The 24966-nt window shown below is 70.1% G+C and carries 23 protein-coding genes; 4 read left to right on the top strand and 19 right to left on the bottom strand.

Annotated elements, in window-relative coordinates; genetic code table 11:
- Positions 1 to 16: 16 nt before the first annotated feature.
- Both QSK18_RS32615 and QSK18_RS32610 read right to left on the bottom strand, forming a co-directional pair.
- Positions 17 to 532 carry a hypothetical protein gene (locus QSK18_RS32615; protein WP_285627282.1) on the bottom strand — a complete coding sequence of 172 codons (516 nt, stop codon included), beginning with the start codon at positions 530 to 532 and terminating at the stop codon, positions 17 to 19.
- 39 nt (positions 533 to 571) lie between these two features.
- Positions 572 to 1480, bottom strand: a complete 909-nt coding sequence (locus QSK18_RS32610; protein ID WP_285627279.1) for a sigma-70 family RNA polymerase sigma factor — start codon at positions 1478 to 1480, stop codon at positions 572 to 574.
- Between the two features lie 78 nt (positions 1481 to 1558).
- Between QSK18_RS32610 and QSK18_RS32605 the strand changes: the two genes are divergently transcribed.
- The gene (locus tag QSK18_RS32605; protein WP_285627276.1) at positions 1559 to 2356 is read left to right on the top strand and encodes an SDR family oxidoreductase; all 798 of its coding nucleotides are present in this window, start codon (positions 1559 to 1561) and stop codon (positions 2354 to 2356) included.
- 147 nt (positions 2357 to 2503) lie between these two features.
- On the opposite strand, the gene QSK18_RS32600 is transcribed toward QSK18_RS32605, so the two are convergent.
- The 4 genes from QSK18_RS32600 to QSK18_RS32585 form a co-directional block, all read right to left on the bottom strand.
- Positions 2504 to 2857, bottom strand: a complete 354-nt coding sequence (locus tag QSK18_RS32600; RefSeq protein ID WP_232813209.1) for a winged helix-turn-helix domain-containing protein — start codon at positions 2855 to 2857, stop codon at positions 2504 to 2506.
- On the bottom strand, positions 2854 to 3279 hold the full coding sequence (locus QSK18_RS32595) for a hypothetical protein (RefSeq protein ID WP_232813210.1): 426 nt from the start codon (positions 3277 to 3279) through the stop codon (positions 2854 to 2856). The genes QSK18_RS32600 and QSK18_RS32595 overlap by 4 nt, the downstream gene beginning before the upstream one ends.
- A gap of 287 nt (positions 3280 to 3566) precedes the next feature.
- The gene (locus tag QSK18_RS32590; RefSeq protein ID WP_232813211.1) at positions 3567 to 3836 is read right to left on the bottom strand and encodes a thioredoxin domain-containing protein; all 270 of its coding nucleotides are present in this window, start codon (positions 3834 to 3836) and stop codon (positions 3567 to 3569) included.
- A 228-nt stretch (positions 3837 to 4064) separates the two neighbouring features.
- The gene (locus QSK18_RS32585; protein ID WP_285627271.1) at positions 4065 to 5102 is read right to left on the bottom strand and encodes a hypothetical protein; all 1038 of its coding nucleotides are present in this window, start codon (positions 5100 to 5102) and stop codon (positions 4065 to 4067) included.
- A 290-nt stretch (positions 5103 to 5392) separates the two neighbouring features.
- Here QSK18_RS32585 and QSK18_RS32580 point away from each other — a divergent pair, with 290 nt between their 5' ends.
- Positions 5393 to 5677 (top strand): RNA polymerase sigma factor, encoded by a 285-nt coding sequence (locus tag QSK18_RS32580; RefSeq protein ID WP_285627268.1) that lies wholly within the window; start codon positions 5393 to 5395, stop codon positions 5675 to 5677.
- Positions 5678 to 6003: 326 nt separating this feature from the next.
- Here QSK18_RS32580 and QSK18_RS32575 read toward each other — a convergent pair whose 3' ends face one another.
- Entirely contained in the window at positions 6004 to 8223 is a 2220-nt protein-coding gene (locus QSK18_RS32575; protein WP_285627265.1) for a glycoside hydrolase family 3 N-terminal domain-containing protein, read from the bottom strand.
- 338 nt (positions 8224 to 8561) lie between these two features.
- On the opposite strand from QSK18_RS32575, the gene QSK18_RS32570 reads away from it, so the two are divergent.
- Positions 8562 to 8777, top strand: coding sequence for a hypothetical protein (locus QSK18_RS32570; protein ID WP_285627262.1), 216 nt, complete (start codon positions 8562 to 8564; stop codon positions 8775 to 8777).
- An 8-nt stretch (positions 8778 to 8785) separates the two neighbouring features.
- Here the strand turns inward: QSK18_RS32570 and QSK18_RS32565 are convergent, their stop codons facing one another.
- Entirely contained in the window at positions 8786 to 9526 is a 741-nt protein-coding gene (locus QSK18_RS32565) for a matrixin family metalloprotease (protein WP_285627259.1), read from the bottom strand.
- Entirely contained in the window at positions 9526 to 9975 is a 450-nt protein-coding gene (locus QSK18_RS32560) for a hypothetical protein (protein ID WP_232813217.1), read from the bottom strand. Before QSK18_RS32560 ends, QSK18_RS32565 begins: the two co-directional genes overlap by 1 nt.
- 167 nt (positions 9976 to 10142) lie before the next feature.
- Between QSK18_RS32560 and QSK18_RS32555 the strand changes: the two genes are divergently transcribed.
- The gene (locus tag QSK18_RS32555) at positions 10143 to 12833 is read left to right on the top strand and encodes an ATP-binding protein (RefSeq protein WP_285627254.1); all 2691 of its coding nucleotides are present in this window, start codon (positions 10143 to 10145) and stop codon (positions 12831 to 12833) included.
- Between the two features lie 194 nt (positions 12834 to 13027).
- Here the strand turns inward: QSK18_RS32555 and QSK18_RS32550 are convergent, their stop codons facing one another.
- The 10 genes from QSK18_RS32550 to QSK18_RS32505 all read right to left on the bottom strand — a co-directional run bounded on the left by QSK18_RS32550 (position 13028) and on the right by QSK18_RS32505 (position 24845).
- Positions 13028 to 13843, bottom strand: a complete 816-nt coding sequence (locus QSK18_RS32550) for a hypothetical protein (RefSeq protein WP_285627251.1) — start codon at positions 13841 to 13843, stop codon at positions 13028 to 13030.
- Positions 13844 to 13959: 116 nt separating this feature from the next.
- On the bottom strand, positions 13960 to 16596 hold the full coding sequence (locus QSK18_RS32545; protein ID WP_285627248.1) for an AfsR/SARP family transcriptional regulator: 2637 nt from the start codon (positions 16594 to 16596) through the stop codon (positions 13960 to 13962).
- On the bottom strand, positions 16593 to 17156 hold the full coding sequence (locus QSK18_RS32540) for a hypothetical protein (protein WP_285627244.1): 564 nt from the start codon (positions 17154 to 17156) through the stop codon (positions 16593 to 16595). The genes QSK18_RS32545 and QSK18_RS32540 overlap by 4 nt, the downstream gene beginning before the upstream one ends.
- Positions 17153 to 17629: a hypothetical protein gene (locus QSK18_RS32535; RefSeq protein ID WP_232813220.1), complete on the bottom strand. Its 477-nt coding sequence runs from the start codon at positions 17627 to 17629 to the stop codon at positions 17153 to 17155. Before QSK18_RS32535 ends, QSK18_RS32540 begins: the two co-directional genes overlap by 4 nt.
- 5 nt (positions 17630 to 17634) lie before the next feature.
- Positions 17635 to 18015, bottom strand: coding sequence for a TadE/TadG family type IV pilus assembly protein (locus QSK18_RS32530; RefSeq protein WP_232813221.1), 381 nt, complete (start codon positions 18013 to 18015; stop codon positions 17635 to 17637).
- Between the two features lie 113 nt (positions 18016 to 18128).
- Positions 18129 to 19118, bottom strand: coding sequence for a hypothetical protein (locus tag QSK18_RS32525; RefSeq protein WP_285627239.1), 990 nt, complete (start codon positions 19116 to 19118; stop codon positions 18129 to 18131).
- Positions 19112 to 20200, bottom strand: coding sequence for a type II secretion system F family protein (locus QSK18_RS32520; RefSeq protein ID WP_285627237.1), 1089 nt, complete (start codon positions 20198 to 20200; stop codon positions 19112 to 19114). Before QSK18_RS32520 ends, QSK18_RS32525 begins: the two co-directional genes overlap by 7 nt.
- Positions 20197 to 22659, bottom strand: a complete 2463-nt coding sequence (locus QSK18_RS32515) for a TadA family conjugal transfer-associated ATPase (protein ID WP_285627234.1) — start codon at positions 22657 to 22659, stop codon at positions 20197 to 20199. Before QSK18_RS32515 ends, QSK18_RS32520 begins: the two co-directional genes overlap by 4 nt.
- Positions 22660 to 22729: 70 nt before the next feature.
- Complete coding sequence (locus tag QSK18_RS32510) at positions 22730 to 23371, bottom strand: hypothetical protein (RefSeq protein WP_285627231.1); 642 nt, start codon at positions 23369 to 23371, stop codon at positions 22730 to 22732.
- Positions 23372 to 24248: 877 nt separating this feature from the next.
- Positions 24249 to 24845 (bottom strand): hypothetical protein, encoded by a 597-nt coding sequence (locus tag QSK18_RS32505; RefSeq protein ID WP_285627228.1) that lies wholly within the window; start codon positions 24843 to 24845, stop codon positions 24249 to 24251.
- Positions 24846 to 24966 lie beyond the last annotated feature (121 nt).

Genomic DNA, 24966 nt, shown 5'->3' with positions numbered 1-24966 from the left:
AAGCGTTTCTCGGCCCTCACCGACGAACGTGTGCCGTCAGATCGTGAAGCTTCGTCAGCCCGGCGAGCACCTGGCCGCGGTTGTCTGCGGCCTTCATCCACAGGGGCAGCCGGGAGAACATGCTGGAGTTCATGCGAGTCTCACCGCGTTCCCGCAGGCTGGCAGCGACGTACGCGCGCAGGTCTTCGACATGCTGCCCGTTGTACGCCCACAGGACGTGCCCGGCGCAGGGAGTCTGCAGCCACAGGGGGTGGCCGAAGAACGGATCGCTGGTACCGCCGGACACACAGACGCCGAACCCGACCTTGCCTTCCCTGCGCATGGTCCAGTCCGCGACGGCGGCGCAGTGCGTGCAGGTGAGCCGACGGGGGTGAAAGACGGCGTCGTAGTGACTTTCCTGGTTGTACGGGGTGCCTGGGGTGGGCAGGATCAGCGCCTGGCCCGAGCAGTTCGGGCAGGTGACGAGCAGGCGACCGAAGTAGTGGGTCAGGTCATGGCCGGTGTCGTGGTGGCGGATCGTTTCCGGCGGCATGACGTCATGGTGGCAGAGACCCGTTCTGCGTACGCCTGATTATTCGGCGGCCTCCTGGCCCGCCGCCGCAAGGCCCAGTTCCTCGAAGGTGCCCAGGCGCTGCGGATCGGCCAGCACCTCGATGCTATCGATCTGGTCGTCGACGATCTGGAAGGCCATCAGCGAGACCACCCGCCCGTTCATTACCGCGGCCAGGCCGGGAAGCCCACCGATGAGCAGGGGCACCGACCGCTCGGCCAGTCGCCCGAACAGTACGGCCTGCTGCGAGATGGCATCGGCGCCCTCGAGCACTTCCTGGTGCTCGCCGAAGTCGGCCTGCAGCACCGCCTGCTCGCTCAGCAGTGACACCAGTGCGCCCAGATCGCCGGTCCGCACCGCTGCCAGCCAGGCGTCGACGATCAGCCGCTCGTCGCGGCGGCTGGCAACGGCGGGCCGCCCCACCTGCCGGACCCGCCGCCGGGCTCGGGAGGCCAGTTGACGGGTGGCCTGGCCGGAGCGCCCGAGAACCTGGGCGACCTCCTCGAAGGAGTACCCGAACACGTCGTGCAGGACCAGGGCGATCCGCTCGGCCGGCTGCAGGATCTCCAGGACCAGCAGCAGCGCGGCACCGGCCCTGTCGGCCTCGGCGACCAGGTCGGCCGGGTTCGGCTCCGGATCCACCGGATCGGCGTTGGTGTTCGCCTCACCTGGCCAGGCCTCTACCAACCAGGCTGAGGCGGTCGAGCGACGACGGCTGCGCAGGATGTCCAGGCTGACCCGGGAGACGACGGTGGTCAGCCAGCCCTGGAGGTTGTGGATGTCCTGCGCCCGGGATCGTTCCAGGCGCAGCCACGTCTCCTGCACGGCGTCCTCGGCGTCGGCGGCGGAGCCCAGCAGGTGCGTGGCCACGGCCCACAGCCGGGGTCGTTCCTGCTCGAAGTGCCCGGCCAGGTCGTCGAGATCGGTCATGTCACATCCTCCAGCGCTCGTACGTCACCCCTGTGACGAGCGCCGAGCCGCGCATGTGACATGAGGGAGATGCCGTTCATGACCCATCCCGTCCTGGTGACCGGTGGCACCGGAACCATCGGCAGCCGCGTCGTCCCCCTGCTGGTCCAAGCCGACCACGACGTACGGGTGCTGAGTCGCAAACCCGGCACCGATCGTCCTCAAATTCAGTATGTCGCCGGCAACACGGTCAAGGGCCGGGGACTGACCGAGGCCCTGGAGGGGGTCTCGACCGTGCTGCACCTGGCCGGCGGGGCCAAGGGCGACGACGTGGCGGCCGAGAACCTGGTCGAAGCCGCCCGGCGGGCCAGGACCGAGCATCTGGTGCTGATCTCGGTGGTCGGCGCCGACCGGATGCCGATCGGTTACTTCAGGGCGAAGGCCAGGGCCGAGCAGACGTTCGAGCGTTCCGGGGTTCCGTTCAGCATCGTCCGGGTGGCTCAGCTGCACGAGTTCGTGCTGCCGGTGGCCAAGTTCCTCACCCGGCTGCCGCTAGCCCTGGCCCCGCGAGGGCTGCGCTTTGAACCGGTGGATGTGGACGCCGTGGCGCAACGCCTGACCGAGCTCACGCTGGGCAGGCCGGCCGGGCGGGTGGCGGATCTGGCCGGGCCTGAGGTGTTGGACATGCGGCAGATCCTCGGCCAGTACCTTGCCGCTCAGGGGCGTAGCCGTCGGCTGGTCGGGACGGGGATTCCCGGTGGCGTGGGGCGCGCCTACCGGGCCGGGGAGAATCTGGCCGGGCCGGGGGTTCTGCGGGCGGGTAGGACCTGGGAGGCGTTCCTTTTCCTGCCGGGAGATGACTCCTCATCTGTTCGCCCTCAGTTTCGACGCGCGTGAGCCGCAGCGCCTAACCCGCTTCTGGGCGCAGTTCCTGGGCCACGAGATGGTGGAGGAACCCAGACGGAGGAGTAATGCTTGCGGCTGGGGTGGCCGCGGGGAGCCGGGGGTGGGGCCGGGCGTCACCCTGGCCGGCCCGGTCTGAAGTCATTGACCACCGCGAGCCCGGGCGACCAGGCGTTCCAGGTTGGCCAGATAGGCGTTGAAGGCGGCGCGACCGGTGTCAGTCAGGCGCACGGTGGTCTGCCGGCGCATCGCCCGCTCCTTGCGCACCTCTACGTAGCCGACCTGCTCCAGGGCTGTCACCTGCTTGGACAGGGCCGAGTCGCTGGTGCCGATGGTGTCGCGCAGGAAGGAGAACTGGACCCAGTCGGCCGGGGCCAGCAGCGAGCAGATGTTAAGCCGGGCCGGGGTGTGCAGGAACTCGTCGATGGCGATGTCGTTGGGGTTGGCGTGGGGGTCGGTGACGATGCCGGTGGGTTCGGGGTCGGCGGTGCTCATGGGCGCATGCTCCGGACCATGGAGGCCTGCACCGGCTTGGTCACCCCGACGAACACCAGGACGACGCCGATCATGCCGATCGTGTTCGGCATGGGCCAGTCCAGCCCTCGTGCAACGGCCTGGAACAGGATATTGACCAGTACGGCCAGGACCAAGGTCGCGCCATAGGCCATCTGCCACCGCAAGGACGGCCGCACCCCCTTCAGGGTGACCCCGCGCTGGTACCCGAACCCGACCCCCATCACCATCAGCAGGACCCACAGCCAGATCATGTCGACGTCGACCAGCACGCCGAGGGCGAGCGCGCTGGAACACAGGCTCCACGTGGCCCTCCAGCTCCAAGGAGCGGTGCCCTCGTCGATGGCCTGCTGTCGTCGCTGAGCGACCTGGTCCAGGGTCTGCTGCGCTTCGTGGGCATCCATCGGATCGTCCTCTCAGTCGGAAGCTTTCTTGCCTGTCAGGAAAGTTAGCGCCGTCTTTCTCCTGAGGCAAGTGTTGCCCGACGAGCAACTAAGCGTCGACCAGGTAAGTCCGCGGCGACGGCTACGCCCGGAGCACGACACGAGCCCTGCTTCGGTCGGGGCCGTCGGGCCGGGCGGCTGATCCCGGCCGTCCAGCCTGGCAGTGCTGCCGGGGCAGCACTGCCAGCGTCTGCAGGTGGCCGCTCGCCTGCTCACCAGGTGCCCCGGCCCTTTCAGCACGCGGCCTGCTAGCCAGCGGCCAGCTCCACGTTCAGCACCTTCGGAAGGGCCGGGTCGTCCGGGGCGACCTTGGGGCCGAAACGCGCGACCGGCCGTCCGTCCCTGGAGATCACGAACCTCTCGAAGCTCCACAGGACGTCCGGATCCTCGGTGGGGTTCAGGCCGTGCCCCCGCAGGTCTTCGCGGAACTGCTGGTTGTCCTGGCCCACCGGCACGGCCATGGTCAGCGCGCCGTAGAGCGGATGCTGCTGCGTGCCCAGCACACTGATCTTCGACATCACAGGGAAGGTCACCGCGTAAGTGCGCGAGCAGATGGCGCGCCGGGACGCACCAGATTTGTCGAGACCATGGGTCAGGAGAACGAAGAGATCCTGCGGATGACGTTCGCAGGCAGGACACTGACGTAGGACGCCCTGGTGGCCTCCCGCGCAACGGGAGGCCACCGGCGGCCCCAACTTGGGTGAGACCCCACCCCTCCCTGACGGAGGCTGGGCACACCCTATGGTTCAGAACGTCGAGAGCTGTGCCTTCTCGTGGTCGTCGCCCAACGTACTGCCTCGGTCGTGTCGAGGCAGTACCCGGGCTCGGCTGGTGGCCACCACGCCCAGGAGCAGCAGGTCGACCAGGAGGCCGATGACCGCGGCGAACTGGGACGCCGCGAACAGGAAGACCTGTGTGAGCAGGAGACTTGTCAGGGCCGAGCGCTGGAACCAGTCCAGGGCGGAGCGTTTGCTGTTCATCCGCCACATCCGTACTCCCAGCGCGGCGAAGACCAGTGAGGCGCTCGTGCCGATCAGTACCCCACAGATGGTGACTGCGTAGGAGTCGCCGGTCTGCCAGAGACCCACCGCCACCAGCGCGGCCCCGATCGCCTGAAATGCGAACAGCACAGCCAGCAGGGGCGCGGCGAACCGGGACTGGGCCACGCGGTCGAAGGCTTCAGCGACCGTTCCCCACAGTCTCTCGAAGCGCTGGGGTAGCGTCGGCGGCCTCGGCTCGACCATCGTCAGCAGTTCGCGCAGTTCCGGGGCCCCGCGCACGTGCCCCAGAGCTTCCAGCGTGGCCACCACCTCACGGCGACGGGAGTCCGGCAGCCGCCCCGCCAGTCCGTCCACCAGCACGTGGGCGGCGTTGGCGACCTTCTCCTGGTCGCTGAGGGGCCGGTGCCGGCGCCAGGTGTGCGCGGCGACCACCAGTCCCGCGAAGACCGCGTACATGATCGCGGCTGCCGGTTCGAAGAAGTAGTCGTTGTCGGCCGTGACGAACTTGCCCACCTCGTCGATGAAGAGCCCGAAGCCCACCCCGCCCAGTAGGGCCGCGACCGGCCGCGGCCCACGGCCGATGTAGGCGAACCCCAGGACGAGAGCAAGCATCATGAGCAGCCCGCCCGGCAGCACATGAGCCACGTGCAGGCCGCTGTCGCCGCCGATCTGTGGATAGCCGGTCAGGGCGAGGTAGGCGCGGGTGATCAGGATGGTGGAAACGCCCGCGACGACGAACGTGGTCAGGTGGATGATTGCCTTTTCCGACCGAACCAGGTCCATGCGAAAGACATGGCTCACACGTTCGAGGTGCAGGCTGAGAGTGGATCTGGACACGACTCACCGTAGGCGCCTGCCCGGCGGGCGGCGAGTCAGCCGTCCAGGCGGGGAAGACCCCTGTCCTCACGGTCCGCCGCAAATCGCTGAGAGCGCTGAAGGGGTCCGCGCGGACGCTACGACGTTCCGTCGGGGCGCTTGTAGATTCCGGGACCGATCGACCCGTGAACTCGATCGACGCTGGGAACCAATACAGGTCGGCGGGCGCCACACGGCGCTCGAACGGAGGGAGCGTTGTGAAGCCGACCGATGAGAGGCCCGGTGTGGCCCAGGCCGAAGGCCCACCCCGTGACGAGGTGATGACAGGGGATGCGGCCCTGGTGGCCGGGTCCCTGTCCGAGCCTGAGGTGTTCTCCTTGGTCTACGAGCGGCACGCGCTGGCGTTGTACCGCTTCGCGCACCGGCGGCTGGGACCGGATCTGGAGCAGGACGCGATGTCCGATGCCATCCTGCAAGCCTTCCGCGGGCGGCACCGCTATGACCAGCCCCGTGCTGACGCGCGTCGATGCCGACCTGGATAAGCGAGCCTTCGACTTGTGAAGCGCGATACTGCTGCACAAGGTCTTCCCGGCCCAGGCCGAGATCGCCACCGCTCATGACTGGGCGTCAGCACGGGCTGCGCCGATCCTGCCCTCAGGCGAGCCCCTCGGGCGCGGTCCCCCTCTGTCGTTCCGGGCAGGTGATCTGGTTGGTGGCCACCACGCCGCCGCAGTCGGCCCAAATGACTGCCGCGCTTCCGGCGTCATGCAGGTTCCGACAGAGAAAGGCTGAGGCGCCATCGTTTTCGCCGGAGCCTCGGCCCGCACCCATTGCGACGAAGTGTCGTAAGGGGTGCGGGCCGGACTGCTCAGTCGGTGACGGTGAACTCGGTGTGCAGGTCGGCGGTCGAGCTGCCGCCCACCCAGACGTCGAAGCTGGTTGCGTCGAGGACCCAGTCACGGGTCGCCGCGCTCCAGTAGCGCCGTTCCTCTGCTGTAACGGCGAATTCGACCCGTTCGGTCTGGCCGGCCCGCAGGTGAAGACGGCGGAAACCCTTCAGCAGCCGGACCGGTCGTGACGCCGTGCCGTAACGCTGGTGCAGGTAGAGCTGGGCCACCTCGTTCCCGTCCCGGCCCGAGGTGTTGGTGACGTCCACGCTGACGGTGACCACACCGTCCACAGGTGTGCTCGAACTGCTGACGGCAAGGTTGCTGTAGGCGAACTTCGCGTAGCTGAGGCCGAACCCGAACGGGTACAGCGGGGTGCTCTCCTCGTCCCAGTAGCGGCGGTCCTGCTTGCTCGGGTCGTGGGATCGGGTGTGGGCGTAGTGCATCGGCACCTGCCCCACGTGGCGCAGCCAGGTGAAGGGCAGCTTGCCGCCGGGAACCGCCTGCCCGAACAGCAGATTGGCCACAGCCTCACCGCCCCGCGTCCCGGGGTACCAGACCTGCAGAATGGCGGGTGTGTTGGCCTCGGCCCAGCGCAGGTCCAGAGGACGGCCGCTCATCAGGACCACGACGGTGGGCGTACCGGTGGCCACCACGGCCTGAAGCAGGGCCAGCTGCTCGCCAGGCAGGTCAAGGGTGGAACGGGAGGCGGTTTCACCGATCATGTCCTGACGCTCGCCGACCACCACCACCGCGACGTCGGCAGCCGTCGCGATCTCGACCGCACGGCTGAGCTCAGCCTCACTGTCGAAGTTTTCGTCGGTCTTGCTGCCGTCGCCCCACATGTCGAACATCGACGGGAAGAGCCGGACGGGCGAGGGCACCCCCGGCGCGTAGGTGACCTCGACGGGCGTCTCGAGCCCGGCGGCGTGGGCGCGGATCCCCTCCAGGACGGTGACGGTCTCTTCGAGGTCGTAGTCGAAGATCCACGGCCCGAGGGTGTCGCGCTTGGAGTTTGCCATCTGGCCCAGCACGGCGACCGATCCGATCCCGGTCAACGGCAGCAGATCGTTCTCGTTGCGCAGGAGAACCGCGCTCTCCTCGGCCGCTTTCCGGGCTGTTTCGCGGTGGGCCGGGTCGTTCAGCACGGTCTGCGCGGCCTGCTCGTCCACGAACGGGTCGTCCAGCAGACCGAGCGCCTCCTTGGCCGACAGCAGGCGGCGGACGCTGGTGTCGATCCGTTCGATGTCGACCTGGCCGTTCTCCAACGCCTCGTCCAGGTGTTCGAAGGCCGGGTCGAGGATGGCCATCTCGAGGTCCAGGCCGGCGTTCAGGGCCCGGGCCCCGGCATCGGTGAGGTCGGCCGCGTAGTGGTGGGCCGCCAGGTCACGGGCGGAGTTGGCGTCCGAGACCACGAAACCCTCGAAGCCCAGTGCCTCGCGCAGGATGTCGTTCAGCAGCCAGCGGTTGCCGGTGGCGGGTACGCCGTTCAGGTCCATGTACGCCGACATCACGTTGCCCGCGCCCGCGTCGATCGCCGCCTTGAACGGGGGCAGGTAGGTGTTCCAGAGCTCCTGGTCGGACAGGTCGACCTCGTCGTAGTCGCGCCCGCCGAGCGCGGCGCCGTAACCGGCGAAGTGCTTGGGGCCGGCGATGATGTGCTCGTCGGCGCCGAGGTGCGGGCCCTGGAAGCCGCGCACCTGGGCGGCGGCGACCACCGAGCCCAGGTACGGGTCCTCACCGGCGCCCTCGATGATCCGGCCCCAGCGAGGATCCCGGGCGATGTCCAGCATCGGGGCGAAGGCCCAGTGGATGCCGACGGCCCGGGCCTCCCGGGCGGCGACCGCCTGGGACTGCTCGATCAGCTCGGGGTTCCACGACGCGGCCAGGGCGATCGGCACCGGGAAGATGGTGCGCAGGCCGTGGATGACGTCGAAACCGAACAGCACCGGGATGCCGTGCCGGTTGCCGGCGATCGCCTGCCGCTGCAGGCGGTTCGACGTCGCCGGGTCGGTGACGAACAGCAGCGAACCGGCCCGGCCTGCGGCCAGCGCAGCCTCGACCGCCTCCACCTGCCCGGGCGGCACCATGCTCGGGTCGCCGCGCTCGGGGAGCCGGAAGTAGAAGTACTGGATGAGCTGACCGATCTTCTCGGCCGGCGTCATGCTCTGCAGCAGTTTCTCGACCCGGGCGGAGCTCATCGGGCCACCCCTTCACCGAGGTAGCGGGCCTTGTTCCTGCGCTCGTCCACCTGAGCACCCCTTTGCGCTCGCCAGTCGGCCGTCCGTCCGGACAGCTCGCGGTGCGAAGGTACATGAATTTCGACCAAGTGTTAATAATTAGCTGGACCGGCCGAGTGCTCCGTGTCAGCGACGCGCTCGAACCAGGCGGCCTCGGCCTGGTCCAGGATCGCCAGGTCTTCCATGAACGAGCCGGGCAAGGCGCCGTGGCACTCCAACACGCTGGGCCAGACCTCTACTGCCCCCCGGCCGTGGTCGCCTCGTGAGGGCCGACCCTGCATACCTGAAGGTTCAGCACCATGGCGGGCCGTTGCCTGGTGAGCATCCGGATCGCCGAGTCCGGCAGCGGCGAGGCGGCCAGCATGATCCCTTCGACCGTCGACATCGTGCGTTCCAGTGCCTCGCGCTCGCGCAGCCCGAAATCCTGGGCGTCGGCCAGGCACGTCGGCCGCCTCTACACGCAGTTGCAGGGGCGGCCGACGTATGACATCGCCTACGACTCCGACCAGGACTGAGGACGGTCTCAGGTCGGCACCGACGCCGGGTAGAGACTGCAGACCTGGTCCAGGTCGTCGGGCTGCAGTTCCCGGAGCACGTAGTGATGGCGGACCCGTGGGTACATCACCGCCCCCGGGACCTGGGTGTGGGCGAGTCCGAGCAGATGGCCGAACTCGTGCAGAGCCACCGTTTCCACGTCGAAGGCGCCGCGGATCGCCCCGTCCGCCCAGATGCTCTCGTCGTCGTCGAAATGCAGGGGCTTGGGCGGGGCTTCGGTGATCGTCCAGCACGGTCCCGGGAAGTCGGCGTGGGCCACCACGGTTCCGACCATGCTGTGGTCCGGGTCCTGGGCCGGACGCCATTCCACCATCACGTCCGGCTCCTGCGTACTCTCCACCCGGCGAAGGACGAAGGGCAGCACCCCCGCCCAGGTCGAGGCGGCCCGTTCGACCGCCTCGAAGGCGCCCTCGTAATTGGTACACGGCGCCCCGAACGCGTACCGCAGTTCCGGTCCGTCCCAGGGGCAGAGCGCCTTCAGGGCCAGCCCGTTGACCAGGTCCGGCATTCCGCAGCGAGCCGCCTCGAGCTCGGACCGGGTGTCTGCGTCGACCCGGCCGGTGACCGGGACGTTCATCCGGTCCTGGAACCGGGCCAGCGCGTGGGCGACGGTGTCCACGTCGAGATCCGGTCCGGCCGCCCCGGGCGGCAGATACCCGTAGCGCTCGAGGTAGCTCAGGGTGGACAGGTCCGGGAGTTCGGCCGGCATCAGCTGAACAGACCTGCAATCGCGTCCACAAGACTGCCGATACCCCCGACGGCGTCGACCAGTTCGCCGATGAACTGGACGATGTCGTCGATCGTCTCCCCGACCGAGTCCACCGGGCCGGCCGAGGACGCCTGGAGAGCGATGGCGGCCCGAATGGCGTTGTACGGCGCGGAACCGGCCCGGCCTTCCGGGAACGGAATCGGCGCGAGTTCGACGAACCCCTCGGCGCCGGTGATCATCCGCCACACCGCGGCCGCCTGCTCGGCACTGAAGTAGCCGGAGGCCACCAGGAAGGCCAGGCTCTGCCACAGCAGGTCGGGGTCGGAGCCGTACTTCTCGAGGTTGCTCTTGGCGTCCACCGGCGAGGCGCCGTGCAGTTCCCGGCGCACCCGGTACAGCTCGGCGGCGCTCTCGAAACTGATCTTCGTCGACGTATCAGTTGCGGTCACTGCTGGCTCCCCTGGTCGGTGGCCGCGGGCTGCGGCCGACGTCTACGACGGTAGGAAGCCCTGGACCGTGGTTGACGAAACCTGACGAAAACTGACGAAGACCGCCGCCGTACCCCTCACCCTGACCTCCGGACCACGCCGATCCCCCCGACCCCGGGAGATCTCCGATGGGGACACTGACCCGGCCGGACCTGCCGCCCGGCGACCTGCGCACCCTCTCCGACGCCCTGCACGAGGCGCACCATCGGGCCGGCCGGCCGAGCCTGCGCGATCTGGCCCGCGAGGTGGGCTGCAGCCGGACCACGGTGTCGGCCATGTTCTCGGAACCGCGTCCACCGCGCTGGGGCCTGCTCGAACTCGTGGTGGAGGCGCTGGGGGCGGACCTCGAGCCGTTCCACCGGATGTGGCTGCAGGCCACCCAGGATCCGGCCGGACCGGCCCGCAGCACCCCAGCCGCCGCAAGCTCACCGGACACCGGCCCGCCCTCTGGCTCCCGGGTACCGGGCCCCGCCGCCCCCGACGACTCCGTCCAGACGTCCGCCCTGGGCCCGGCCGCCCTTCCCCCGACCGCCCAGCTGCGACAGATGCCGGCCGCCGTGGCCGGTTTCATCGGCCGGACCGATCTGCTGGCCGGGCTGGACGCTCTGCTCCTCGCGGCCCCGGGCAACTCGGTGCCGATCGGGCTCCTGACCGGCACCGCGGGTGTCGGCAAGACCGCGCTGGCCCGACAATGGGCTCACCGTCGTGCGGAGCGGTATCCGGGTGGCACGCTCTATGTGGACCTGCACGGCTACCATCCGGGCCCGGCGGTGTCGGCGCACGAGGTGCTGGCCGAGTTCGTCCGGGCCCTCCGGCCGGGGACGACTCCCGTCCCCGAGGGCACCCGTGAGCGCGCCGCGCTGTTCCGGTCGCTCGTGGCCGGCCGGCGCATCCTGGTGCTGCTCGACAATGCCGGCACCGCCGGTCAGGTCGAGGATCTGCTGCCCGGCGATCCCGGCTGCGCCGCGCTGGTCACCAGCCGCGACGCGCTGAGCGGGCTGGTGGTCCGCTACGGCGCCACCCGGTTCGGGGTCGGCCTGATGAGCGGACCGGAAGCCCGGGCGCTGATGTCGTCCGTGGCGGGAGCGCGGGTGACGACCGAACCCGGGCCGGTCGACGTCCTGGTCAGGCGGTGCGCCCGGCTGCCCCTGGCCCTGCGGGTGGCGGCCGAGCTGATCACCTCCCGGCCCGAGGAGTCGATCGCCGACCTGGTCGAGGAACTCCAGGCGCCGGACCTGCTGGATGTCCTGGATCCCGGGGACGGCTGGTCCGGGGTGCGCACAGTGTTCTCCTGGTCCTACGAGCACCTGACTGAACTGCCCGCCCGGCTGTTCCGGAGGATCGGCCTGCACCCGGGGCCGGACTACCACCTGGCCGGTTTCGCGGCTCTGGCCGACTGCGACCGGCGCGCGGCCCGCGCCGCGGCCGACGAGCTGACCCGCAGCCATCTCCTGGAAAGACTTCCGGGGGACCGGTTCCGGATGCACGACCTGTTGCGGGCCTATGCCGCCGAGCTGGTCGCGGCCGACCCGGCGGACGAGAACGAGGCCGCTCGCACCCGGCTGTTCGACAGCGCCTGCGCCGATGCCCGGGCCGCTGCCGCCAGCGCCTTCCCCTCCGGGGTGAGCACGGGGGTGAACCCGAAGAACATCGGCCTGCAATGGCTCACTACCCAGCGGGCCGCCCTCCTGGCGATCGGGCAGGTCTCCGGACCGCACGCCGGGCAGCTGTCCGAGATCCTCGCACCGTTCCTCGACGCCGGGGCGCACTACGACGATGCCGAGACGCTGCACCGGCGGGCCCTGGCCACCGCGGACAACGATCAGGCCCGGGCCCGGGCCCTGAACCGACTGGGCACCATCCACCGCCGCCGGGGTGCCTTCGACCAGGCTCTGCACGAGTACCAGCGGTCCGCCGAGCTCTTCCGGGCCGCCGGGGACGACGCCGGGCTCGGCCAGGCGCTGCAGAACAGCGGGATCATCCGCTGGCGGCGCGGCGACTATCCGGGCGGCCGGGCCGCCCTGGAGCAGGCGCTGGCCCTGCACCGGGCCGTGGGCGCGCGCAGTGGGGAGGGTACGACCCTCTACAGCCTGGGCATCGTGCACCGCCGGCTGGGTGACTACCGTCTGGCCGCCCAATGCCACCGGGCGGCGGTGACGTTGCTGGAGGAGATCGGTGACCTGGTCGGTCTCGGCAAGGCCCTGAACAACCTGGCCGTGCTGCAGGTGTACCGGGGCGAGCCGGAACGGGCGCTGGTGTCGCTGGAGCGGACACTGGCGATCCAGCGCCGCCTCGGCGACCGGGCCGGGGAGAACGCCGTGCTGTCGAACCTCGGCCTGGCCCAGGAACGTCTCGGTCGGCTGGCCGAGGCCGAGGCATCGCTGCGGCTGGCCCTGCGCATCGCCGACGAGATCGCCTACCCGGTCGGCCGCATCGATGCCCTGCGCGGGCTCGGGGTGGTTCTGGCCCGAAGCGCCCACCAGGACCAGGCCGTCGCGTACCTGCGCGAGGCACTGGCCCTGGCAGAACAGTTGGGCGAGGGTGGATCCCGCACCGCCGCCACCCGCGAACTCGGCGAGGTGCTGCTGTCCGTGGGCCCCTCGGAGGAAGCATCGGCGACCCTCACCGCCGCCCTGCGGATGGCCGTCGACACCAGTGACCGGTACGAGCAGGCGATGACGTTGCTGGCACTGGACCGACTGCCGGGAGCCGCCCCGGAGAACCGCCAGGTGGCCGCCCGACTGCTGGGCGACTTGGGACTCAGGTCGGACGCTGGCCCGCACCAGAAGCGTGACCCCGGGCAGCGACTTCACCGGTAGGTTGCGCTCGAGGCGGACGACCGCGCTCAGGGCGGTGCCGCAGAGCCGGGTTTCCCCGGCAGCAATGGCTGCGCGACTTCACCTTCGCCTCCAACCCGAACATCGAAGCCGCCATGATCCACAATCTCCCCGGCGGCTGCAAGGACGGCAGAGGCGACCGCGGCGTGCAGGTTTGGGCGCTTCAGGTCAGCACCCTAGGAGACGTACCGGTGCGGTTTGCAGGTCGGGCACGGTCTGGGCATGCCGGTCTCGGGATCGTCCGGCAGCCACCCCGAAGCGCACTCGGCACAGCCCAGAACGGGGCGTGGCCCTGGCGCTGCGGCGCGTTCGGCCGCGCGCGCCAGCCAGCCCAGGAGGGCTGCGGCGGGGTTGCGCAATTCGGTGTCGGCGTTGTGGATCAAGAAGTTCCGTAGTTCCACCTCGAGGTTGGCGGCACCGACGGCGCTGCGCCACAACGGGATCAGATCCTCGACCGCGGTCTCACGCGGCCCGTCACCGAACAGGCGACGAAGGACGATTTTGGTCAGGGAAGGGTTTGGGGGTGGGTGAGGGACGTGGACTGGGGGTTGAACGACGGGCGAAGCAGGTGCTTCGTTTCTGCTTCGCGATTGGTTCCGGCGACTGGCTCCCGAGGCTCTGCCGCCGGCCTTTCCGGCGGCGGCTTTTCGTTGGCGTTCGCCGAGGATCTGGGCGCGTGAGCGCTGCCAGTCGTACCAGTCGTGGAAGACCAGGCCGCGCTGGTCGGGGATGCCGGGGCACCGGGTGGCGGCGTGCATGCAGACGGACGTCTCGTCGTGCCAGAGACCGGATTCGACGAGCGCCTTGATGTGGCCCGTGCGCCCACCCTTTTCGAGGACGAGGTCGTTGGTGAGGCGTCCGTCGGTCATCTGCCGCGAGGCCCAGATCCCCGACATCGTCCACAGGCCGACGGCGTTCAGGCGGGCTGTTCTGGGGATGGACAGGGTCTTGGGGTGTTCGGTGAAGCCGTCGTCGACCATGAACCAGACCACGATGGGGCTCCCTTCCTGGCGAAGGCGTGCGTGAGGAGAAACCGCTGAGCCAGCGGCTTACGGTGTTCGTATGCGTGGGTCTTGCTGAGCGGGTGCGCGAAGCGCCCGGCGCCGGTCTAGGGGCCGGTGAAGGTTGTGCGGCGCAGCCGGGTCAGGCGGGTCAGGGTCGGCGGCGGCAGATCGTTCTCGGTCTCGGCGTCGTGGGTCTGCAGCAGCTGGCGGAGCCAGGCGCCGGCCTGGGCCGGGTGGCCGGATGCTTCGGCGGCCGCGATGAGGTCCAGGTAGGTGGTGTCGTCGCTGCTGCCCGCGGTGAGGGCGACCTTGGCGGCGCTGGTGGCCAGGTCGGGGCGTGCGTGGGTGAGCCAGTGCTCGGCGAGTGCGTGGGCGATGTCCGAGACCAGGGCGGTGAGTTCGGCCTCCAGCAGGGTGTCCAGCAGCCACAGATAGCCGGCGGGGCGCCGTTCGTCGAGTACCGGCCCGGTGACCAGGTCCAGGGCTGTCTGCAGGTCCTGGACGTCCGGTGGCTGGGTGCTGGTGGCGCGCTGGTAGAGCCTGCTGGCCAGGTCGGCGTCGGTGAGGAGGTGGTTGATGCGGTAGCGGGCGTCGGCGTCGCGGGGAGGGAGCTTGGGCAGGTAGTGCTGGCCGGTGTCGGGGTCGACGCCGAGCCAGTGCCGCACACCGCTGATCGCCTGGCGCGGCATGGCCGAGGCGGCCTTGCGGTCGGCGTCGTGGGGCCACATCTTGTCGGTGAACTCGCCCATGGTGAGCCCGTGGGGGTAGGCGTGGAAGAGGGCGACGATCTCGGTCTGCCAGGGGATGCGGTCGCCGGGGCGGGGTTTTCCGGCGGCCCTCACCTCGACGGGTCCGAGCAGACGCAGACGTGGGCGGGTGGTGTCGTCGGAGTGCCAGAGGCGTAGGTCGGCGTCGAGGGCAGCGTCGCTTCCCTGCTCGGGTGCTGGACGCAGGTTTTCGGTAGCGGGGGCGCTGGCTGGCGGCGCGTTGCGCGCCTCGATCGGGTCAGCCGTTGGGGCTGTTTCGTCTCCGGCTGGGGACGGCAGGCTGTACGGGTTCGGCGCAGTTCGCAGGGCGGGCGGGTGGCGTTTGTCCCGCCCGGTGGCCCATGGGGCCCGCCGGGACGCGCCGGCGTGGGCGGCGCTCAGGAGTGGGCTGATCCAGTTGATGTCCCTGCGGGTGATCAGCGCCGAGGTGATGGGTGGCTTGGTGAAGCTGAGGTGCAGGCTGCCGGTGCGGTCGATGACCAGGCGTACGTTCTCGTCGCGGATGGCGCCGAGGTCGTCGGTCAGGACGATGGTGGTCGCGCCGGGTGATGCCGCGACCGGTAGGGGCGGCGGGCTGGCCGGGTGGCGGCGCTGGTCGACGACGATGAGGGTGCCCGGGGCGCTGGAGGATTCGTGGGCGGCCGGGACGGTGTCGGCATCGATGAGGTGGCCCAGTTCGGTCAGGTCGTGGGCGTCGGTGTGAATGGTCACCGTGTGCGCCGGATCAGAAGAGGTTGCCAGCAGTGCCTGGGGTGCCTGTGAGAGCAGGATGGCGCGGGCTAGGTCGGCGGTCTGGTCCGGTTCGCCGAAGATCCTGACGCTGGCGGCCGCGGTGAGGTTGAGCAGCCACACATCGGTCTCGTCGGGGGCACTGGGGCGTTGCTGGTGAGCTGTGGGCGTGCTGGAGCCGATCCAGGCCCAGCGGTGGCCGTGGTTGGCCGGCTGCGTCGAGACCAGACGGTCGTGGTGTTCCTCGAGGACAGCACCGTCCTTGAGGATCCAGTGTCCGCTGTCGGGGTCGACGTCCCAGGGTGGCGGTGGCGGTTCCGTCATAGGACGGGCCGGGACCAGTTCGGTGCGTTCGGCATCAAGGCGGGCGGCCAGAAACACCACGCCCTCACGGCCCTCCGCCTGTAGTGCGGTGTCGAGATGGTGCAGGGCGGCGGCCAGCCGTTCACGCAGGGCCTGGGCGAGCCAGGCACTGGTGACCAGGTGGCGTTCGACGCGGGTGGCATCGGGTGTGGGTAGATCCGGTAGGCGCCCCGGCTGACGGGCGGCCCGCTCCTGGCGCCGCCGGCGCACCACGATCGTGTGCAGGCCGGCGGCGGCCAGGCTGACGCCGATGCCGGAGGCGGTGCCCAGGAGGTACGCCTGTGCCGGGGACGATTGCTGCGGAGAGGACGCCGGGTGCGAGCGGACGACGGGCGCGCGGGTGTCAGCGCCAGTATCAGCAGGGGTGTCGGCGCGTGGGGTCTGTCGGCTGATCGGGGCCGCTTGCAGGTGCGTCGCTTGCCGGTGCGTGGAGTCGTGGTGTTCGGGCGAGGCGTGGTGGGCGGCCTGGCCGGTTGTGGTGCCGGGCCGGGCGGGTTCGCCGGAGTCGGGCAGGATGCCGGGCTGGTGGATGGCGGTGGCGGTCACGGCCAGGGTGGGTGCGGCCAGCAACAGCGCGGCGAGCAGGGAGCGGGTGAAGTCCTGCTGGCCGGGCAGGACCGGCAGGGCGGGAGCGGGCCGTTCCAGGGCGTGGGCGCGGGCCTCGACCACGACGGTCAGGACGAGGGAGGCCCAGCCGATCCAGGCGATGGTGGCCATGATGTGCAGCAGGACGTCGTCGGAGAAGTCCCCGACCTGCAGGGCGCCCCAGGCCGGTAGGGGGTTGCCGATGAGCGCCCACAGCAGGACGGGCGTGCCGAACAGCATCAGTGCCAGGACGGCGGCGGCGCCCAGCGCCCGCAGGTACAGCCGCAACGCCCTCATGGCGTGCTCCCTATTGCCTGCGAAGAAGACGCGGCGATGGGGCGGCCGTCCTCGCCTGCGGTGCCGAACAGGAGGGTGGCGCTGGCGGTGGCCGGCCGGGACAGGTCGTCGTAGCCGAGGACCTTCAGCAGGGTGGCCGGGCAGGGCACGCGGGCGGTCACGGTGACGACGGTGTTGCCCTCTCCCACCTCGATGCGGCCGGTGGCCCCGGATTCGGCGAGCCAGTCCTGTCCGGCGGCGCGGGCTGCGCCTGGGTCGATGCGCAACTGGGTGGGGTCGCCGGTGCGCAGGGACTCCTGGGTGACCTGGTCGGCAGCGGCGCGGGCGGCCTGTGAGGCGACTTCCAGGGACGCTCCGCGGGCCTGCAGGGAGCGGCTGACGTCCACGAAGAACGCGGTGAGCAGGAAGGTCAGGCCGACGAGGGTGATGACGAAGATGCTGCCCTGGCCGCTGTCGTCCCGGGACAGGTTTCGGCCTGCCCGACGGCCCGCGGTGCGCCGGGTTTCGCGCTCGCCCGGTCGGTGACGAGGCATGGGACGCCGGAGCGTGGTGGCGGTCATGGGCTGTCCTGGTAGGAGCGATGTCGTTCCAGGGGTGCACCGGCGCTGGCGCTGAGGGTGCGGTGGGCGGGGAAGCCGGCGATGGCCACCGGTGTCAGGTCGACACGGCAGTTGACCTGTACGTCGACGCGCCCGCCGGGGCGGAACTGGCTGGTGTCGACGTCCACGTCGGGGATGCAGGTGGTGCCGGAGTCGGTGAGGACCTGCTGGGCGCTGGCGCGGGCTACCGCAGCGGCCGCTGCGGGATGGTTCTGCTGGCTGGCGGCCCGGGCAGCGGCCGCGGCGGCCGCGCTGACGCGGCCGTCGGCCAGGACCAGGGTTCCGGCGCCGATGCCCAGGCACAGGGCGGTAGCGACAACGACAGCGAGGATGACCATCTCGACGCTCAGGGACCCCTCATCGGTCCGGCGACCACATTCCTTACCGGGGCGACGGGCCTGCAGGACGCCGGGGCTGCCGAGGACGGCGGTCATGGTGTTCACCGCCCGGCCGTGAACTGCTCGATCGGCCCGTGGGCGTGCACGGTGAAGCTGCGCAGTTTCAGGGCGGGGAGAGGGATCTGGCGGGGGCGGGCCGTGATGGTCACGGTGACGGTGTCCTCGCTGCGGGAGACCGTGACCGAGGGTTTCTGGACGAGAGGCCCGGCGACCTCCTTCAGGTACGCGTCGACCTGGCGGCGCCCGTCGGCGTCGGTGCCCCCGTACAGGGCGGCGTGGTGAGCGCCGTATCGGGCTGCGCCCTGGGCTGTTTCCCTGGCCCAGACGTACCCGAAGACCTGGAGGACCATGACGACCAGCAGGAGGAGCGCGGGAAACCACACCAGCAGCTCCACCGTGCTGGCCCCGGCGTCCCGATGCACACGCAAACCCTGGCCGGCCCCGGACGGGCCGCACTGGCGTCTGGGACGATCCGCCGCAGGGCAGGCCCACTCCCCTGCCATGCGATCGGCTTCGGCGGGAGCGTCCAGGGCGCTCACAGGTTCATCACCGCGATGACGCCGGGGTACAGCAGGAGCAGGATGACGCCGGCGGCGATGACAAGCACGGCCAGGCGCATGGACTCGTCACGCTGCCCGGCCTGGCCGAGCGCGGAGGCCAGAGCGCGGCGGCGCATGCTGGCGGCCCGTTCGATCAGGGTGTCCCTGACCTGGGCGCCCTCGTGGCTGACCAGCTGGGACAGTCGTCCCAGCTGGGCCAGGTCCTCCACGCCGATGCGCTGGCCCAGACTCATCAGGGCCGGCCAGTGCGGTTCACGGGCCCGCACCGCCCGGTAGAGCGTGTTGCGCACCACGTGCATCGGCCAGGTCGTGCCCGCCTCGGCCGCGGTGACCAGGGCCTCCTGCGGAGCGGCGGAACCGGCCATCTCCAGCGCCACCAGGTCACACCACACCGGCAGCGCCTGCTCGAACTCGTACCGGCGGGCCCGGGCCCGGCTGCGCACGACCGCGTCGGGCAGCAGATAGGCGGCCGCCCCGAACAGCAGGGCCAGCAGCAGCACCCCGACCCCCGGAAGACCAAGTGCAAAAACCCGATTGAGGACGACTCCACTGGCCAGGGCGCTCACGGCGGCTGCCGTGGTGGTCAGGATCTTGGCGGTCAGCACGTCGTCGTGCTCATAGCCGCTAATGGCCAGGTCCTGCGGTGTCACCCGGATCCCGGCGCCACGCCGCGCCGCCCACCGGCCCAGCCCACCGGGATAGGGAACCCCGGAGGCCGACAGGGCATCGGAGACCGACGACACGACCGCCCTACCCGCCCCTGCCCTCCGGGCCGGGTCCACGGTGGACCCGGCGCTGCGCCCACCACCGCGGACGGCTCCGGCGTTGCGGGCGCGGACGTCGGCCCGGTCCTCGGAGCGCTCACCGGGACGGCCAGCAGGAAGGGACTGGGCGGGCCAGAGGGCGGTGGCCAGCGCCGTGACGGCAGCGGCCCCGGTTGCCGCCAGGACGATCGTGATCACCATGGCCGCACCTGCTGCGGGTAGGCCGTCTCGCCGGCGTCCACGCCGTTACCCAGGGACGAGACGGGGCGGGCGCCAGCCGCGGAGGAGGTGGCCACGGCGGTTGGCGAGGTGATGGGCGTGATGGGTGTGGCGGCCGGCGGCCGGGCGAGGGAGTCGATGATGCGGTGCTGGCGGGCGCTCAGCTCCGTGTCGCTCAGGAATCCCGGGCCGGTGCTGGTGGCGTCCAGGCGCAGCAGCCAGATGAAGCCCGCCGACAGGATGGCGATGACGACAGCCAGCACCCCCTGGCCGGAAAGACTGTCGTAGGGGGCCATGTAGGCGGCGCCCACCGTCGCCATCCACGCCAGGATCCCCGCCGTGACGGCCATGATGATCTGCACGCTGCGGTGAATACCCGCCCTGGCCGCCATGATCTGCCGCCGCTGTGCGACCTCGTGCGCGGACGTGGCCACGATCCCCGACAGCACGTCGGGCAGCCGGTCACCCCGGCGGCGGGCCGCCAGGATCAGCGCTGCCACCACGAAGTCGGCGCCGGGAACGCCCTGCAGGGGCCGCAGCGCACTGTCCAGGGGCTGACGCAGCATCATGCGACTGCGGACCTGCTCCAGGCCGGGCCGCAGCACCGGCGGGGCGCCCTCGACGCTGACCCCGATCGCCTGTTCCAGGCTCGCGCCACCACCCACGGTGTCGCGCAGGCCCTGGGTCCAGGTGACGATCGCCTCCAGCACATCGATGTCACGACGCTCGGCGCGACGGCCACCCGTCAGCACCGGCCACGCCACCACCAGAGCCGCGCAGGCCACCGCCGCGACCGGCCACCCGGTCGCCCAGCCCACCAGCACCGCCACAGCCCCCGCCGCGACCCAGCGGACCACGAAGGGCGTCCACCGTCGTCCCGGGCCGGCCGCGTCCAGCACGGACCCGCCCGGCAGCCAGGAGCCATTACGGTCCCCGGCGTTCTCGCCTGCCGGTGACGAGTCGGCGCGGGCGGCGCGCAGCTCGGTGATCAGAAGATTCAGGGCGGCGACGGCGGACAGGGCCAGCAGTGCGCTCAGGAGCAGGATGGATGGGGTGGGGGTCATCGCTGGCTCCGCGGCAGACCCAGGCGTTTCCACTCCGGCACGTCGTCTTCATCAGCAGGCCCCGGTCCGGCCTGCGCCCGGTGGCCGGGTATGTCCGTAGCTGCGACCAACGACGCCGGTTCGGCCAGCCACGGCTCGGCCGGCCCCTGTTCCCCGGCCCGTCCCTCGTCGCGATAGCCGGCGGCCCTGTCGAGCACGCCGGATCCTGCTGCCTCGTTGGACGTTACGGACGAAGTGTGCGGTGAAGCGGGCGGCCGGGCACGCCGGCCACGGCGGGTCGGATATGCAGAGGGCCAGCCGGTCCCCGAGCCGGAACTTCGCGTTGCCTCCTCAGCCCCCGCCTCCTCGACGTCGGCGCCCACGGTGGCCACGGACGTCCCCTTGTAGTGATCGTTCTCGCCAGGCACCAGCAGGGGCGCCTCGGCGGAGGACACGGCCTGCGCAGCGCCTCGCCGGCGTGCGCCCATATCGATGATCGGGCTGGTAGCACGCGCGGTCAGCCCAGCCATGGCCCCTGGCGCGTCGTGGACCTCGCTGACCAGCTTGTCGCCGTCCAGGGACGCTGCTGCGTCCGCATCATCGGCGGCAGCAGGCGCCGGGGCCAGCGGTTCAGGCCTGCGACGGTGAACGATCGGCTCGCTGTCAACACGCCCGTCGTCTGGCAGATCCAGGCTCGCGCGGACGACACCGTCGACCGTGACATGTTCGACCAGGGCATCTGATCCATCACCCGGCGCCCGGCTGTTGAAAGACGTTGCGACGAATGCTAGGTCAGTCGGATCCGCTGCAGTCCAGGTATCCTGCAGCAAGGACTCAGGAATGCCCGCCGGGTCGACATTGCCGGCCGGTGCTTCGACAGCGTTCCCCGCCAGGTGTACAGACCCCAGGGGCTCAGCCGGCTCGACCGCACCGACGTTGATAGCTGGGTGTGTGGACGGCATGAGATCCGACCACGGCCGGGCACGTTCCGGCTCGGGCACGGGCAGCCGGTGACTGCCGGACCGATCACCGGGGTCCTGCCGGTTGCGGCGTCGCTCCGACCGGGTGCCCTCAGCGTTGAGCCGCTCCCCCAGCTCATCGGTGTAACCGTGCTGGGCCAGTAAGCCCGCGCGCCGCAGCGGAATCCGCGTGTCCCGGCGCGCTGGCGTGTAGCTCTCGCCGGGGGCCTCGCCCCGCCCAGAGACGTGCGGTAGTCCGGCTGGCTGCTCGCCGGGCTCCGGCGAGACGAAGATGGTCGCGTACGAGACGCTCTCGCCCTGATGGCCGGAGATCTCCAGGATCTCGGTCACGACCCGGCGCGATCCGGCAACGTGGCGGACGTAGACGACGAAATCGATGGCCTGCCCGATCAGCGCTGCCGTCGTCGAGGGCTGGACCGGCTCCCGCAACGACCCCAGACCGATGATCAGCCGGGCGATCGCGCCATAAGCGTTGCGGGAGTGGATGGTCGACATCGACCCGTCACCGCCCTGCAGCATCGCCTCCAGCATGGCGCGGGCCTCCGCACCGGCCAGGACCTCACCGAAGATCAGCCGGTCGGGATTCATCCGCTTGGACCGGCGCACCAGATCCGCGCCCTCCAGGCCCCCCTTGTGATCGGCCGACGGCAGCACCGTCTCCAGCTCCACCACATCGGCGTGCAGCGCGGCCTCACGCCCCAGCCGCAACTCCCGGGCCTGCTCGATCGTGATGATCCGCTCGCCCGGCGGGATGGCGTTCGCCATCGCCCGCAACAACGTGGTCTTGCCCGCGTCCGTGGCCCCCGCGATCAGGATGTTCGCGCGAGCCCGCACCGCCGCGCCCAGGAACGCCGCGCACTGGCGGTCCATCGTCCCCAGTTCCACCAGGGAAATGGCATCGGCGTAACGGCGCGGCGGCACGTCCAGGAACGCCTGCGGCCCCAGCCGGTCACGCCGGATCGACACTTGCGGACGCGCCGAGGCCGCCAGCAGACCCGAGACCCGCACCCCGCCCGGCAGACCCAGATCCAGCTGCGGGTGCACCGTGCTCCACGGGCGGGCCACCGGACCGGCGTAACTGGCCAGCGAGCGCAGGATGTCGATCAGATCCTGATCCGAGTCACCGATGGGCGGCAGCCGCACCCGGCCCCGGGAGGCGTACGTCGCCCACACCTCGTCGTACCCGTTGAGGTCCAGGTTCTCCAGGTCCTCGTCCTCCAGCAGCGGCTGCAGCGGGCCGGCCCCGAACATGGCCGCCTCCACCGCCCACGCCAGCCGCCCGTCGCTGACCCCGTCCGGCGCCCCGCGGCCCTCCGCCACGTGCGTGGCCGCCAGATCCCTCACAGCCTCCGCAATCAGCGCCAGAGCAAGCTGACGTTCCTCCCCCGTGCCCAGCTCGCCCTGACCGGCCTGCGCCCGGACGCTGCGGGCCGTGGTCATCCGCTGAGCGACCTGCGCGCGCAGTTCCCGCACCAGCGCGTAACTCACGGCCCCCGTCATGCCCTGCTCCTCATCTCAAAACCCCCACCACGGAGCGCACGCCACGCCCCCTCGACCCTGCAGAGAGCGCTCACGCCCCGCCCACCCGGATCAGACCGACCTGCCCCCAGGTACTGGCCACCAGGAGCGGCCCCGAAACGTCCGTCGGCACCCGCACCGTGATCACCAGGTTCCCCGCACTCGTGGGCTCTTCGGACACGGCGGTGATCAGGGCGCCGTCCACCAGCACCGTGCCCGGCGAAAGCCCGTTCAGTGTCTGGTCGTTAGAGTCGTTTTCCGGCTCGGGGATCTGCATCACCCGGACCGTGTCCCCAGCCCGCAGCCCTTCCGGCACCAAACCCACCGGCACACTGATGCCGACACTCGACTGGCCGGCATCGGCAGCGTCCTGCCCGATCAACGACGTCGGTTGCAGCAACGTGCCGGCCTCCATCGTGAACGCCGCATGCTGCCCCAGCACCCGCTCCAGCTGATCAACCGAGATCGCCGAAACCCCGCCAGCCAGATCGGTGCTCGTCAGATCGGCCCGGGTGATCTCCTGCGCCTGCACCACACGTTGCGCCAGCACCAGGACCTGTGTCTTTGCTCCCGCCCGCTCGATCACGAACCCGATCACAAGCATCACGACCCCGAACAGCAGCAAGGTCAGGACAAGTCGCACGGGGCTACGCCGCCGTCGCACGGGCGGACGCTCGCGGGCCGCGACCGGCACCCCGAATGGCCCGGCAGTCATGACCGCGCCACCGCCGCAGCCTCCAGAACCGTAACCGACTGCGTCGCGGTCATCGTGAGCACGCCCAGATCGCCACCGGAGCCACCGGATCCGGTCCATGACACCTCGTATGGAACCGTGACCGTCACGTCAATCCCTTTCCCTGACTCCGAGAACATGAGCGCACACCCGCCTTTGGACGGGGCACCGGCGCCGTCGGCTGGCGTCCATGCCCTTCCTGGGCCCGGGCACGAGACGCTCTGCGATCCTGCAGTGACACGCATCTTCTTGGGCTTGGCGGTGACCGTGGCCCAGGACGCCCCGGCCCTGGCCGTGGCCTCCTTTTCCTTCCAGGCGCTCTCCAACCACACCCACGTGTACTCGTTGACCCAAGACGAGTTACCTGGCGAACGGGCCAACTTCGGTTTCGGCAGACGCATACTGCTCCTCGCCTGCTCGGCCAGGAGTATGGGATCGACGACTAGCACCTCGGCTTCCGCCTCTGGCGGTGCCCAATAGGTAGTCATCACGGGCACGCGGTCCTTTGACATCGGACAAGTCCTCGTGTAGACGGCTCCGTCAGAATTGCCTCGCCAGACAGGATCTGAAGCGGGGGGTTGTGGCACCGCTAGCGCGATCTCGCAGAGGTCGCTCATCGTGTTCCGTGTTGAGCGACGTGACTCAGGCGCCCCCGGCGTCTCGCCTCCGCTGCTCGGTTGCTCTCCCCCGTTTTCTTCGCATTCCTGAGTTAGAGCAAAACAAACGCGACCCTTGTAGTTGCACAGCCCGTCAGTTTTCTTACCTGGACAGGAGGCGTGTGCTGGCATCGAACTGAAACTGAGGGCAAGGACGAACAGCCCGGCCAAGGCGTACGTCCTCAGGGTTCGCATGTTCCCTCTTGTTGCACCTCAAGGGACCGGACCCCCCAGCGGTCGTCCACCTTGACGACCTCAATCATCGAGAGGTAGGGCTCCTCGAGATTGGCGCCACCCGTCAAACGCAGGGGTTTACCGGTCTTCCGGTTGAACGGCACATACTCACCACGGGGAACCAGACAGTCGGTCAGCTTCACCAGCGGGTAAGGAGATGCTGCAAGATCGGAACTCTCAACATCCACGTGCGACTCGGGCGCGTTTCCTCGGTACTCAGCGTTGTACGTATCCAAGACATGGATGTCGACTAGCGTCTGGGCCCGAGCCGGGTCGAAGGACCAACGTTCAAAGTCGGCTTCCTTAGGGAGTTTCTCCCCCTTGCCAACCGGGTTCTCCTGAGCCTTGTTGGACGCCGCACTATAGGCCAAGTACGCATCCACAGCCTTCTGCACTTCGGGATCGACTGTCGGGGACGGCTCTGCTGTAGTGGGCGCGACAGAGGCTGAGGGCTCCGCCGTCGAATCACCTCCCGAGTCCGAGCAAGCCACCAGCGCGGCGAGCGCCACACCCATCGTCAATGCGGCGCTGATCCGCCTGTTCACCTGTGGTCTCCCGTGGCCGTCTGCACACTGTTCTTCAGTGCAACCATTCGTTTACTCTCCGCCATCTTTCAATGTCAAGACAATCGGGGCATATGTAACTCGTTCTTGTTTCACGAAAATC

The organism is Kineosporia sp. NBRC 101677 (assembly GCF_030269265.1).
GTDB lineage: Bacteria > Actinomycetota > Actinomycetes > Actinomycetales > Kineosporiaceae > Kineosporia > Kineosporia rhizophila.
Note: the sequence above shows the minus strand (reverse complement) of the source record. Positions and strands in the feature narration are given on the sequence as shown.